The 14,461-nt window shown below is 61.7% G+C and carries 8 protein-coding genes; all 8 read left to right on the top strand.

The window, feature by feature from the left end:
- Nucleotides 1-175 precede the first annotated feature (175 nt).
- The 8 genes from LB518_RS24505 (at nt 176) to LB518_RS24470 (ending at nt 13,664) form a co-directional block, all read left to right on the top strand.
- A complete protein-coding gene (locus LB518_RS24505; RefSeq protein WP_224580516.1) occupies nt 176-388 on the top strand; it encodes a helix-turn-helix transcriptional regulator in 213 nt (70 codons plus the stop codon).
- Entirely contained in the window at nt 325-888 is a 564-nt protein-coding gene (locus LB518_RS24500; protein ID WP_224580517.1) for a helix-turn-helix domain-containing protein, read from the top strand. The genes LB518_RS24505 and LB518_RS24500 overlap by 64 nt, the downstream gene beginning before the upstream one ends.
- A 4-nt stretch (nt 889-892) precedes the next feature.
- Nucleotides 893-1,996 carry a tyrosine-type recombinase/integrase gene (locus LB518_RS24495; RefSeq protein WP_224580515.1) on the top strand — a complete coding sequence of 368 codons (1,104 nt, stop codon included), beginning with the start codon at nt 893-895 and terminating at the stop codon, nt 1,994-1,996.
- Between the two features lie 89 nt (nt 1,997-2,085).
- Nucleotides 2,086-5,592, top strand: coding sequence for a helicase-related protein (locus LB518_RS24490; protein ID WP_224580514.1), 3,507 nt, complete (start codon nt 2,086-2,088; stop codon nt 5,590-5,592).
- Nucleotides 5,593-5,819: 227 nt separating this feature from the next.
- Nucleotides 5,820-6,089 (top strand): hypothetical protein, encoded by a 270-nt coding sequence (locus LB518_RS24485; protein WP_224580513.1) that lies wholly within the window; start codon nt 5,820-5,822, stop codon nt 6,087-6,089.
- Nucleotides 6,086-7,408, top strand: a complete 1,323-nt coding sequence (locus LB518_RS24480) for a hypothetical protein (RefSeq protein ID WP_224580512.1) — start codon at nt 6,086-6,088, stop codon at nt 7,406-7,408. Before LB518_RS24485 ends, LB518_RS24480 begins: the two co-directional genes overlap by 4 nt.
- A complete protein-coding gene (locus LB518_RS24475) occupies nt 7,405-10,332 on the top strand; it encodes a DUF1156 domain-containing protein (RefSeq protein WP_224580511.1) in 2,928 nt (975 codons plus the stop codon). Before LB518_RS24480 ends, LB518_RS24475 begins: the two co-directional genes overlap by 4 nt.
- A gap of 20 nt (nt 10,333-10,352) precedes the next feature.
- Nucleotides 10,353-13,664: a DUF499 family protein gene (locus LB518_RS24470; protein WP_224580510.1), complete on the top strand. Its 3,312-nt coding sequence runs from the start codon at nt 10,353-10,355 to the stop codon at nt 13,662-13,664.
- Nucleotides 13,665-14,461: the final 797 nt, after the last annotated feature.

The raw sequence follows: 14,461 nt of genomic DNA, 5'->3' as shown, positions 1-14,461 counted from the left end.
CGCCTATTCGCTGGACGACCTCGACGACGACATACCCTTCTAGCCAATCTCGGCAACAACCCGCCCTAGAGCACAAGGCACGAACACCAGCGCGTTTTCTGTAACCCGATCAGCTATTTGGCGGGGCGCGACGCTGCCATCTTCCGTTCAGTTCCAATCAACCCGGACGGACGCCATGAAACCCTACACCACCCAGCCCCGCGCCAGCCTCATCCGCCTTGAACAGGTGAAGGCGCGCACCTGTCTGAGCCGCAGCACGATCTACGCCTATATGCGCGAAGGTCGCTTCCCGCAGCCTGTCACGATTTCCGATCGTTGCGTCGCGTGGATCGAAGACGAAGTCGACGCCTGGATCGCCGGCCGCATCGCCAACCGTCGCATAGCGTGAACGGCGCAATGCGGGCAAAGCGCAAAGCTCCGGTCCGGAGCCCCTCGGCCCAACGGGTCAAGGCGACGGCCACCTATGAGATTGCCGAAGCCGCCAAGCTGCTCGGCACGCACCGCAACACGGTTCGGCGATGGCTGAAGGATGGACTCCGGCCGCTTGACAATCGGCGCCCGATCCTCATTCACGGCACCGACCTCAAGGCCTTTCTCGCCATGCGGCGAGAAGGTCGGCGCCATCGATGCGGACCCGGCGAGTTCTTCTGTTTCAAGTGTCGCGTGCCGCGCAGGCCGCTGGGCGGCATGGCCGACCTTCACCCCCGCACGGATAAGGTGATCGCGCTGGTAGGGCTCTGCGAGCGCTGCGAAACGGCCATGCACCGAACCGTCCGCCACGCCGACCTGCCGAAGCTCGCCGCCATCCTCGACCTCGGGCCGATGGCACCGGAACGATTGAATGAATGCTCCGATGCCAAGGCCAATGGTGACTTCAAGGAAGGATGACAGCATGGCGAAAATCAATGCCGCGAACGAGCGCATCAAGCGCGACTATCTCCGGTTTCTAAAAGAGGCGAAGGGCAAGAGCGGGGCGACGCTCGACATGGTCCGCAAGGCGCTCGCGCGCTTCGAGGAATCGACCAGCGCAAAGGACTTCAAGACCTTTCGCCGCGAACAGGCCATCGCCTTCAAGGAACGCCTCGGCGAGACGGAGGCGATCCGCACCGGCGCGGCCTTGAGCGCAGCGACGCGGACGGCGACGCTCACGGCCGTGCGCGAGTTCTTCATTTGGCTGGCGTGGCGGCCCGGCTTCAAATCGCGGCTGCAACTCGACGACGTCGAATATCTCAACCCGTCCCGGAAGGATGCCGCCACGGCGAAGGCGCCGAAGCTCCGCGACTATCCGAGCCTTGAACAGATTCGCACTGCCATCGCCGCCATGCCGACGGAAACCGTCGTCGACCGCTGCAACCGCGCGCTGATCGCCTTCACAATCCTGACCGGCATGCGCGACAAGGCGATCGTTTCTTTGTCGCTGCGGCACGTCGACATCGCCCGCGTGCCGCCCGTTGTCCGGCAGGACCCGAACAGCGTCGAGACGAAATTCGCCAAGGCGATCACGACCTATTTCTTTCAGCTTGGCGATGATCTGGACACGATCGTGCGCGCCTGGATCGGGGAACTGCGCAACGTACATTTGTTCGGCCCAACGGACCCGCTCTTCCCGCGCACCAAGATCGCGCAGGGCGAAGGCTGGTCTTTCGCCGTATCGGGAATCAAGCGGGCGCATTGGAGCAACGCCTCGCCCGTGCGCGAGATCTTCCGTCGAGCCTTCAGCGGCGCCAGCCTGCCCTATTTCTCGCCGCACACCTTCCGCCATACGCTCGGCCATCTCGCGCAGGAAATCTGCCGGACGCCCGAGGAATTGAAGGCATGGAGCCAGAACCTCGGCCACGAAAACCTCGCCACCACGCTTAACAGCTATGGCAAGATCGATGCGCACCGGCAGGGTGAGGTGATCGCGGGGATAGCGGTGAACGCTGAGCAGACTGACAACCTCGCCGCGGAAATCGGTGCGCTTCTCGCTCGTCACGGAGAGCGGAAGCGCATCTAGCCGCCAGCCAGTAGCTACCGATTATTGCCCCCTCGGTCGCATTGCGTTCTGGCAGCTTTTCGCCGAATTATCTTGCTACGGGGGATTGCATGAGTTCATTCGACGAAATCAAGCCGGGAGCGCGAATCAAGGGGCTCGACTCCGAGGGCATCGCGGAAGTCGTATCTGTATCTCGTTTTGGCGCCGACGCGCTCAATCTTGTATTTCGTGTCGCCGGCAAAATCGCCGAGCGGCTAGTCTATCGCGGCGAGGAAGCTGGCTTCGAGTTCGTCAGCGGTGGCCGCTCTTACGCGTTCGATGCGGACGCGGGGCTGCTACGCCTGGCGTCGGAAGCCTATCGCATTCGTCTCGCGCATCTTTTTGACCCTTATTTGGCCGTAAGCGCGTCGCAGATCGAGGCGCTGCCACACCAGATCACCGCCGTCTATGGCGAGATGCTGCCGCGCCAGCCGCTCCGATTTCTCTTGGCCGACGATCCCGGCGCCGGCAAGACGATCATGGCGGGCCTGCTGATCAAAGAACTCATCATCCGAGGCGATCTTGAACGCTGCCTGATCGTCGCCCCGGGAAGCCTGGTCGAACAATGGCAAGAGGAAATGGCCGAAAAGTTCGGCCTGCATTTCGATCTTCTCACTCGCGATCAGATCGAGGCCTCAGTCACCGGCAATCCTTTCGTCGAGAAGAACAGGCTGATTGTGCGACTCGACATGGCAGCCAGATCGGACGATTTGAAAGCGAAGTTCGAAGCCGCCGGCGATTGGGATCTGATCATCTGCGATGAGGCCCATCGCATGGCCGCGTCCTATTTTGGCGGCGAGGTGAAGGAAACCCAGCGCCACAAGCTGGGCAAGCTGCTGGGAACCCGCACGCGAAACTTCCTTCTGATGTCGGCGACGCCGCACAACGGGAAGGAAGCCGACTTCCAGCTGTTCATGGGCCTGCTCGATGCCGACCGCTTCGAAGGCCGCTTCCGTGAAGGGGTTCACAAGGCCGACGTGTCCGACATGATGCGACGGCTCACGAAAGAAGAACTCTATCGCTTCGACGGAACGCCGCTCTTTCCCGAGCGCCGCGCCTATACTGCAAGCTTCGCCTTGTCGCCGGTCGAAGCCGATCTCTATCAGGCTGTGACGACCTATGTGCGCGAGGAGATGAACCGCGCGGATCGTTCAGGGGACGACAAGCGGCGATCCAACGTCGGGTTCGCGTTACAAATCCTTCAACGGCGCCTTGCCTCTTCACCGGCCGCAATCCATCGCTCGCTCGAACGGCGGCGGCTGCGTCTTGAAGACCGGCTGCGGGAAGAGCGGCTCATGCGGCAGACAGGCTCGGCGCCGCTGACGCACGTGCCCGCTTTGCCCAGCTACGATCCAGACGATCTCGACGAAGTGCCAGGCGCCGAAGCGGAAGACGCCGAGGAGCAGATTGTCGATCAGGCAACTGCCGCGGCCACGCTTGCGGAACTCGAAGCCGAAATTCTGATTCTAAAGGATCTCGAAGACCGGGCGCTGCGTCTGAAGCTTTCCGGCCAGGACGCCAAATGGCGCGAACTTGAGTCAATTCTCGACGAGCCGTTGATGCTGGACGCAACGACCGGCTTGCGGCGCAAGGTGCTGATCTTCACCGAGCCGAAGGACACGCTCGAATATCTGCAACAGAAGATCGGCGCGCTGGTCGGCGATCCGTCGGCTGTGGTCGTGATCCACGGCAGCATTGCACGCGAAGCGCGACGCGGCGCCATAGCCGCCTTCAATTCCGATCCGCGGGTGCGCGTGATGATTGCGAACGATGCCGCTGGCGAAGGCGTGAACCTTCAGCGCGGCGCGCATCTGATGGTCAATTACGATCTGCCCTGGAATCCGAACCGCCTCGAACAACGCTTCGGCCGCATCCACCGCATCGGCCAGACCGAGGTTTGCCATCTCTGGAATCTTTGCGCGGCGAACACGCGCGAAGGCGAAGTCTATCGTCGGCTGTTGGAAAAGCTGGAGGAGGCCCGCACGGCGCTCGGCGGCAAGGTCTATGACGTGCTCGGCGAATTGTTCGAAGGCCACGCGCTGCGCGATTTGCTCGTCGATGCAATCCGCTATGGCGATCGGCCGGAAAAGAAAGCCGAGCTGTTCCGCAAGGTCGATGGCGCGGTCGATGTCGAAACCATCGAGAAGCTGGTCGCCGAACGCAAGCTGACCTCCGAAGGCATGAACCCGAGTTCGGTCGCCGAAATCCGCGAACAGATGGAGCGCGCCGCCGCCCGCCGTCTGCAACCGCATTTCATCGGCGCGTTCTTCCGCGAAGCCTTCACGATGCTCGGCGGACGGATCACTGAGCGCGAAAAAGGGCGGTTTGAAATCCTGCGCGTCCCGTCGATCCTGAAAGAGCGCGACCGGCTGATCGGGCGATCCGATCCCGTGCTCGATCGCTATGCGCGGATCACCTTCGAGAAATCCCTGATCATCGGCCAGCCGCAGGCCGAACTGGTGGCGCCGGGCCATCCCCTTCTGGAATCGCTGGTCGATGTGATCCTCGAAAGGTTCCAGCCGCTCCTCAATCAGGGCGGCGTGCTGGTGGACGATACCGACGGAAGCCTCGATCCGAAGCTCCTCGTCTATCTCGAACACGCGATCCGTGATGCGCGCACCGAGCGATCCGGCGAGCCGCGCGCAATTTCCCAGCGGCTTCAATTCCTGTTCCTGAAGGAAGACGGTTCGGCGGTGGATGGCGGTCCCGCACCTTATCTGGACTGCCGCCCGATCACGCCCGAGGAGCGCCTCGCGGTTGCCGACGTGATCGTCGCGCCCTGGCTGTCGGGGAATGTCGAAGCGCAAGCCCTCGGCTATGCGGTGCGGTCGCTCGTTCCCGATCACCTGAACGAGGTCCGCACGCGCCGGATCGCCGAGATCGACAAGGTCGAGCGCGAGGTGCGCGCCCGCCTGAATCGCGAGATCAACTATTGGGACGCCCGCGCCGCCCGGCTTCGCGAGGAAGAGCGTGCCGGCAAGGAGCAGCGAATCAACGCCCAGAACGCGGAAGCGACCGCCGCGCGCCTCGTGGAGCGGCTGCACCGGCGCCAGTCCGAACTGGATCGCGAACGCCAGATTTCCGCCCTCTCGCCCGTGCTGAAAGGCGCTGCGCTGGTGATCCCGGCCGGGCTGCTCAAGGCAAAGGCTCCGCCGGAACCGAGCAGCAAGCCGATAGGGTTTGCGGAAGACCCGATCCTGCGCGCCGAGTCCGAACGGAAGGCGATGGAAGCAGTCTTCGCGGCCGAGCGCGCGCTTGGCCACGAGCCCCGGGACGTGTCGGCCGAGAAGAAGGGCTGGGATATCGAAAGTCGGGACCTCAAGGCGGGTCATCTTCGCTTTATCGAAGTCAAGGGCCGCCATGTGGACGGCGATGTCATCATGCTGACGAAGAACGAGCTGCTAGCCTCGCTCAATAGTCCGGACACGTTCATCCTGGCAATCGTCCAGATCGAGGCGGGGTTTGCACGGCAGCCTGTCTACATACGGCGGTTCTTTCAGCGCGAGCTTGGGTTCGCAGAGACGGCGGTGGCGTTCAACGTTACCGATCTCGTGACAATCGGTGGCCCACCAGCGTGAGACCCCCGCGCCGTACGGAGCTTCCGCAACGAGATGACAGTCATCGTAAGCGTTGGCTGACGAAGGGTCTTTTGCCTCAGTCCATGGCAGACCGATTTTGTGGAATCCGGTATGGGTGCTCAGGCAAGCATAAGGCGAACCCGTACATCTACGGGACTGAGCCCTACCGCGGGACCGACTCAGACCGGACTCTTTGCGACAAACATGCGAATTTTGGCAAGGCGGATATGCTTCGAATTCCCGCCTTATTGAAGCGCGCCCAAGAAGCCGGCTTGATGGGGAACCTCATCTGGTCAGTTGATGACAATGGCTGGATTTACGAATTGCAGGTGACCAATACCGGCCTGAACGATTGGCATGGTTATCCCATGCTTCCCAGCGATCCCTTCGCGCGACCGGTCTGGCTGCGTTTTAGGGAATGGGCGGCTCAACATGGGAATCAGGTTGACCGAGATGCCGCGCATTCCTGCGCTTTGAGATATGGATTGAAGTTATGAGCAATATTCACTTTTCATTGGTGGCCGCTCCCTCGCCCAACCCGGACGGTATCTCCGAATTGGAGATGGCGGTGGGGGGGGCGCTGCTCACCCGGCTCATTCGGACGGAAGCGCAAGGAACGGTAACATCAGTCCGCGTCCCAGCGGCCGCTCTGGGCTTCTGGATAGCGGATCACTGGTGGCGTCTGCGGTGGGAGCCCAGGTCCGGTTGTCCTAGCGAATCCTGGCGAATGGCCCATGAGATGAATGCAATCGGCAATGGCCACGCTTGGCCGCCGGTAACTATCTGGGGTGACCGTGACCGGGTCATGTTCATGAGCCGCGCTGATCCGCCGGGGGTGGCCGGTCCCGTTCGCTTCCTGACCAATGCTGTCACATTTGTGCCCTCCAGCGGCTTCGAAGCGGCGATGGACGGGTTGCTCGACGACGCGCTGTCCGCCGCTCCGGCAACTGATCGGGTGTCGCTGGTCGCACTGGTGAATGCTCTTCGTGAGGAGCGCTCCAGCCCGGACTATTCTATATGGCGACGCATCGAAGCCGTGAGCGGTTACGATACCGACGAGGCCCCGGAAGCGTTGATCACCCGGTTGATAACCTTGGAAGAGACCTACGACGCGGCCGACGTTGAAGAGGCGGTGGTGGCCGCGCAGGGATCAGACGCCGCAACGACGCTGACAGCCGCTATCGAACAGGCCGCGCGGGGTGCAGAAGTCGATTTTGCGCTCGCGGTAAGGATGGCGAAATCCAGCCGTGAAACGGAAGATAGGATGGAACCGTGGGTAGCGGCCGAGGTGGCAGCCGAGACGTTGCGCAGAGAGATTGGGTTGCCGACGCAGCCGCTGCTTAACAAGGGTCTCGCAGACCTGGGCGAGATATCTGCGTACCATCTACGCAGCCATCAGCCTGCCGCGTTCCCATTTGCCCTTCGTCTCATACACCGCAACCTGCAAACCGTCCTTCTCAGCGCTCATTGGTCGCATGACCGCCGGTTCCAATTGGCGCGTGCCATCGGTGATGCGATCTGGACCGGGAACTCGTCGCTAGGAGCCATATCCAACGTGGCCACGTCGCGGCAGAAGTTCCAACGAGCCTTCGCTGCGGCACTGCTCTGCCCAGAGGAAGGCTTGCTGCAATTCTTCGACACCGCCGATCCTGCCGACTCCGACATCGCGGCCGCGGCGCGGCACTTTCATGTGAACGAGAAGACGGTGCGCACCGTCCTCGTAAACAAGCATTTGATGGAGCGTCGCCGCTTGGGCCAACCGCTGAGCGACCCGTTGGACGCCTCCCGCCTGGAAGAGCTAGCCGACGCGGCATGACCACTCCCCGCAAGAAACTCATCGAAGTCTCGATTCCGCTTGAAGCGATCAACGTTGCCTCGGCGCGGGAAAAGTCGATCCGTCACGGGCATCCTTCGACTCTGCATCTCTGGTGGGCGCGCCGCCCTCTGGCGGCTTGCCGGGCGGTCCTGTTCGCGCAGCTGGTCGATGATCCTTCAAGCTGGCCAGATCGGTTTCCGACCGAGGAAGTGCAAGATACGGAACGCCGCCGTCTGCATCGCATCATCGAGGACATGGTGCCGTGGGAAGCTTCGAACAACGAAACGATCCTGAACGCCGCCCGCTGGGAAATTGCTCGATCGGTCGCCTGGGGTTTAGGCGAAGAACCGCCCGCCAGGGGCGACGGCAAAGCGATCCTCGACTACCTGCAAACCAAGGCGTCACCGGTTTATGATCCTTTCTCGGGCGGTGGATCGATCCCGCTCGAAGCACAGCGCCTTGGCTTACGCGCGTATGGCTCGGATTTGAATCCAGTCGCCGTGTTGATTGGCAAGGCGCTGGTGGAAATTCCGCCGAAATTCACCAACATGCCACCAGTCAATCCGAGATCGCGCGCCGAGATCGCACGCGGTGGCAATTGGAACGGCAAAGGTGCGCAGGGCCTTGCCGACGACATTCGTTATTACGGCCAATGGATGCGCGACGAAGCGGAGAAGCGCATCGGCCATCTCTACCCAAAGGCGAAGCTGCCGGACGGTTCGGATGCCACCGTCATTGCCTGGCTTTGGGCGCGCACGGTGCGCTCGCCTGATCCTGCAACAAAGGGCGCAATGGTGCCGCTTGTGTCTTCGTTCATGCTCTCTTCCAAGCAGGGACAAAAAACGTGGGTTGAGCCCGCCATTGATGCCTCAGCACCTGATGGTTGGCGGTTCGAAGTAAAGACCGGCACGCTTAGTAAGAGCGACGAAGAGCGCCTCAAGAAGGGCACCAAGACCGGCCGCGGTTCGCACTTCACATGCGTTCTTTCTGGCGCAGCAATAGCCCCAGATCATGTGCGAAAGGAAGGACTGAGCCATCGTTTGGGCGCTCGATTGATGGCCATCGTTGCCGAGGCTGATCGAGGGCGTCTTTATCTGTCAGCAGTAGATGACCAAGAAGCAATCGCGAATTCCGCGCAGCCTGGCGACACCAGTGGTCTAGAAGTCGAAATGCCAGAAAACCCGCGGTGGTTTTCACCTCCGGGATACGGCATGCGACGCTATGTGGACCTCTTCACTCAACGGCAGCTCGTTGCGCTCACGGGCTTCTCCGATCTAGTGGCTGACGCGCGCGACAAGGCGCTCTCCGACGCAGTGGCCGCCGGCTTCCCGGATGACGGCGTTCAGCTCCATTCCGGCGGAAGTGGTGCGGCGGCCTATGCAGATGCAATTGGGACCTACTTGGCATTTGCCACCGATCGGATGGTAGATCGATGCTCTACCGTTTGTACGTGGGATACCGGAGCTGAAGGAAAGTCGAGCACTGGGTCGCCGGGCAGGAGTGCAGCAATTCGGGGGACATTCTCACGTCAGGCCATTCCTATGACCTGGGACTTTGCCGAAGCCAACGTCTTCAGCGATTCTGCAGCTAACTTCCTAGATGCACTGGGCTGGGTCCTTAAGCCGTTTGACTTCGGGCGGATACCAGCGGTAGGCATCGGTCAGATTTCTAACATCAATGCTTCTAAGAATTCATTCCCTATACGCCCAATCGTAATTTCGACCGACCCGCCATACTACGACAACATTGGATACGCTGATCTATCTGACTATTTTTACGTTTGGCTTCGGCGTTCATTAGCCAGTATTTGGCCGGAGCTATTTCGTCGCCTCACGACGCCTAAAGCAGAGGAACTAGTTGCGACGCCCTATCGTCACGGGGGCAGAGACAATGCGGAAGCGTTCTTCATGGCCGGCATGAGTGAGGCACTCACGGCAATGCGTAAAGCCGCGACGGATGGGGAACCGCTCGCAATCTACTACGCCTTCAAACAGGCGGAAGCAGGTGCTGATGGGATCACTTCAGCGGGCTGGGCATCCTTCCTTCAGGCCGTTGTTGAGGCAGGTCTCGTGATAGACGGCACCTGGCCGATGCGCACAGAAATGGCCAGCCGTATGATCGGGAGCGGCACGAACGCTCTCGCCTCATCAATTGTCCTCGTCTGCCGCAAGCGCGCTGCGGATGCCGCGACCATTACCCGCGCAGATTTTATTCGCGCTCTCAAGCGCGAATTGCCCGACGCCATCGACGACATCCGCAAAGCCGGTGTCGGACCAGTCGACATGCAGCAATCGGTGATCGGCCCTGGCATGGGCGTATTCTCGCGTCACGCAAAGGTCCTTGAAGACGATGACAGCGCTATGCCGGTGAAGACGGCGCTATCCCTCATCAACCGTGTCTGGGAAGAAATCGATCAGGAACTGGATGCCGCCTTTGATGCCGAAACGCAGGTCGCGCTTGCATGGTTCGCAACCTTTGGCTTCGATTCACGTCAATCGGGCGAACTGATCACCCTCGCGAACGCGAAGAACATCGGCACAAATGCGCTCTTCGAGTCCGGCGTCTTCAAGGATTTGAAGGGCAAGACGGCGCTCACGCCACGCGACGAACTGCCGAAGGGGTGGACGCCAACCAGCGACAAATCACTCACCGTCTGGGAATGCGTTCAGCACACCGCGCGCGTCCTCAACGCCGAGGATGGCGGCGGCGCGGCGGCGGGTCGGCTCGTCGCCGAAATGGGTTCGAAGGCCGCGGAAGCGCGGGCGCTGGCCTATCGCCTGTTCGAAATCGCCACGCAGAAGGGTTGGGCCGCCGAGGCGCTGATCTATAACGAACTCGCCCAGGAATGGCCGAAGCTCGAAGATCTGGCTTCAAGCGCACAGTCCCAGGCGACAACCGCAATCGCGCAAGCGGAACTGTTCTGATCGGTCGGGGGAGGATCGCTATGTCGGCCGAACAGGAAACGCTGCAACGAGTTCAAGGCGGGCTCTTCCATCTGCAGAAGGGCCTAACGCCTTTCGTTGAAGCGCGGATGAAGGCGGTCCATGGCGCGAACTGGCTGCATTATGCCAGCCGCGCCGCTGGCGGCGCGCCGAATGCGCCGCTCGATGCCTATGGCCTCGTCAAGACCATGATCGACCGCTGGCGCGAGGTGTTCGACGACGCCTTTGGACGCAGCGACAAACACAAGGCGCGTAATTTCACCTCGATGGCGCTCGAAGCCCGCAACGCGATCTCGCATCTGGCGATCGGGCTGCAAGACGACGAGGCGCTGCGCTATCTCGACGCCATGCACCAGTTGCTGAAGCTGGTGAAAGGTCCTGAAAGCGAGATCAACGAACTCAAAAAGATTTACGACCAGCAGCGCCAGTCGGGCCTTGCCCGCGCGCCTGCCGCTCCCGTTGCGCCGCCCGCCCCACCCAAGCTTGATCTGGCGATCGGCGATGCGTTGCTGAAGCCGCTGAAGCCCTGGATCGAAGTCGCGCTGCCGCACCCCGATGTGATCGCGAACCGGTTCAAGGAAGCGGAATTCGCGGCCGATCTGTTTGCGGTCGATGCGGGCTATGCCGGCGAAGGCTATGCGACGCCGAGCGCCTTCTACGGCATCACGTTCCTCACCGAAGGCCTGAAGCGCGTTCTGACGACCGCCACGCAACGCCTCGGCGGCGGTGGCGGCGATCCCGTGATCGGCCTGCAAACCGCCTTCGGCGGCGGCAAGACGCACACGATGCTGGCGATCTTCCATCTGGTGAAGCATCTGCGCGATGGCGGCGATCCGCGCGGCCTTCCGGGCCTCGGCGAAATCCTTGATCGCGCGGGCGTGTCGTCGCTGCCTAAGCCGAAGATGGCCGTGTTTGTCGGCTCGTCGAAGGGCGCGGACGTTTCGCTGAACCTGAAGGATGGGCCGCGCGTCAACACGCTGTGGGGCTATATCGCCTGGCGGATCGCGGGCGATGCCGGTTTGAAGCTGATTGCCGAGGCAGAGGCCGCGCGAACCAGTCCCGGCTCCGAACTGATGGTCGAAGTGTTCAAGCTTGCCGGGCCGAGTGTGATCCTGCTCGACGAACTGACGATGTTCGCCCGCCAGCTCGACGACGACCGCTTCGAGGCATTCCTGTCGTTCATCCAGTCGCTCACCGAAGCGGCGAAGATGGTGCCTGGCATTCTGATCGTCGGCTCTCTGCCCGAAAGCAACGCGGAGGCCGGCGGCCCGCGCGGCGAAGCGGCGCTATTGCGGCTTGAGAAAATCTTCGGCCGCGTGCAATCGGCTTGGCTGCCCGCTTCCGGCGACGAAACCTATGAGATCATCCGGCGTCGCCTCTTCCAGCCGCTCGATGCCGAAGGCGAGAAGGCGCGCGACGAAACCGTCAAGGCCTTCCACGATCTCTACAAGAAGAACCCGGCTGAGTTTCCGCCCGAGGCGAAGGAAGCGCGCTATCTCGAACTGCTGCGCCTGTCCTATCCGATCCACCCCGAACTGTTCGATCGGCTCTCTAAGGACTGGGCGAGCCTCGAGAAGTTCCAGCGGACGCGCGGCGTGTTGCGCTTCATGGCAAACGTCGTCGGCGTGCTCTGGCACGGCCAGATGCGCGATCCTTTGATCACGCCTGCGCGGGTGCCCGTCGCCCACGAGCGCGTGCGCGTTAGCGTTCTTTATCCCCTCGACCCGGCTTTCGGATCGGTGGTCGATAAGGAAGTCGATGGTGAAGGATCGCTGCCAAACCGTATGGAAGCGAACCCCTCGCGGCGAATTTCGCAGTTGCGGGCTGCGACCCGTGCTGCACGGGCCGTCTTCATCTGCTCGGCGCCACTGGTGGGACAACCGAATGCCGGGCTCACCGGCCAAGGCTTGCGCCTGGCCTGCGCCGAACCCGGCGATCAATTGGCGATCTTCGGCGAAGCACTGCGTGAGCTCACCGAAAAGGCCACCTATCTCTATGAAGAGGCCGGGCGCTATTGGTTCTCAACCCAGCCGACGCTGAACCGGCTTGCCGATGATCGCGCCAAGGCGCTGCCCGACCACGAAGTCGATGCGGCAATCGCGGATGTGCTTCGGGAGGACGCGGGCAGCAAGGGCGGCTTCCATCGCATCTTCGCCGCCCCGGACGATCCGGTCACGATCGACGAAGCACAATCGCTTTCGCTGGTGATCCTGAGCCCCGCACTGGCGCATGCCGGCAAAGGTACGGCAAAGTCGCCTGCGACCGATGCCGTAGCTGACGCGCTGATGCGCTGCCGGGCCTCGCAACGCCGGCTGCGGAACACACTCGTGTTCGTTGCGCCGGATGAAGCGAATCTCGCCACCGCCCGCGAGGTGATGCGCAAGGCAATGGCCTGGGCGTCGATCGACAAGGACGGTCGGCTTCAGCAGCAGATGACACAGGCCCAAGCGGCCGACGCGAAGGACAAGGCGAAGACGAACCGTGAGTCGGCCTTGAAGGCGATCCGGACGGCCTGGAGCCACATCCTCTATCCCGTGAAGAGCGAAACCGCTGGCAAGCCGTTTGATCTCGAACACAGCCTGATCTCGTCCCGGGATCGCGCTGCAATCCCTGTCGTCGTCTATGACAAGGCGAAGGCGGATGGCATCGCTCTTGAGAAGCTGGGCACCGAGCGGCTGTGGCATGCGCTCAAACCGATTTGGCCGGATGATCGACCGCATCTGGCGATCGCCGAGATCGCCGATTGGTTCGCGGCCTACGTCTATCTGCCGAAGGTCCGCGACAAGGTGGTGCTAGAAGGCTCGATCCGCGACGCGGTCGCAAAGCTCGATCCACAATTCGGCTATGCCGACAGCTTCGACGAAGCTAGCGGCAAGTATCACAAGCTGATCTGGGCGAAGAACCCACCCGAGTTCGCGACGCCGACCGCAATGATCGTGAGGGAAGCTGAAGCACAGAAGCAGCTAAAGGAAGAAGGCGTTCCGGCACCACGGCCGGAACCGGGTTCGCCGCCCGGGCCGGCGCCGACGCGGGGAGATCCGACGCCGGTCGTTCCCGGACCGGCTGCGCCGGGCAAGCCGCGGCGCTTCTATGGGTCCGTAGAGCTCGACATGGTTCGGCCAGTGAAGTCCTTCGACGCAATCCTCAACGCCGTCGTGATGGAACTTCAGCGCACCCACGGCGCGAAGGTCCGACTTACGCTTGAGATCGAAGCTGAGGCCAGCGGCGGATTTCCTGAGAGCGAAGTAAGCGTCGTTCGCGACAATGCCCGGCAACTGAAGTTTAAGGCCGAGTCGACAGGCTTCGAAGATTGATTGCATTCTCTCGCAAGGGAGTGCGCCGGCGAGCCGGATTGCTGCTTTGCAGGCGCATTCACGACGATTTGAAATGTCGGAGAGATATATCGACCACTGCCGTTTATTCAGGGGCGACGGAGCACTGCTGAAGAGTTTGGGGGTATTTTTGGGGGTACTGAGATTTTCGTTTCACGGAATCTCTCATTTTCTCAAATAGTTAATTGACCCATTCGATGCCTCTTCTGGCACCATTTCCCCTTGATCCCTAGTCGGATCAAGAAGTTGAGCCGGTACAGAGTGTTGCGGCTAGCCGAGTGTGCTACAAAGGTGCGCAACAATGCTCTTTAGACTGGTCGATCTGATGAAGCGTTCCGGCTTTTCGGTCCCCTACTTCGCCTAGCGCATTCCGGTTGATATCAGGCCTCGTGCCATCGGCCGGACGCTGGACGTTCCGTGCGGTGAAGCGACCGCGCGCATCGTCGTCTCCGCCAAGATGGAGACCATTCGTTTTTCCCTCCGCACGTCGACCCCTGCCGAGGTGAAGATACGGCAAGCCGCCGCCGCTGCTTATCTGGAAACGGTGTGGTGGCCCTTCGAGCGAATGCGCCACTTTCCCTCACCCACCGCCAAGCAACCGCGCTTGCCGGCATCCTCTATCGCGCATGGGCACGGTGCTGAGCAGGCCTTGATGACCTAATGGCACCCAAAGGGCTTCTCGGCTAGCGCGATTGCCACGAGGGTACCTTATGTGAGAGGTCCCACCTACCCGGCGGCCGAGAGCCTTTCCCCCGTACTCCGCCCCCGCTCCCTTGATC

The organism is Mesorhizobium sp. BR1-1-16, from assembly GCF_020165495.1.
Classification (GTDB): Bacteria; Pseudomonadota; Alphaproteobacteria; order Rhizobiales; family Kaistiaceae; genus Kaistia.
Note: the sequence above shows the minus strand (reverse complement) of the source record. Positions and strands in the feature narration are given on the sequence as shown.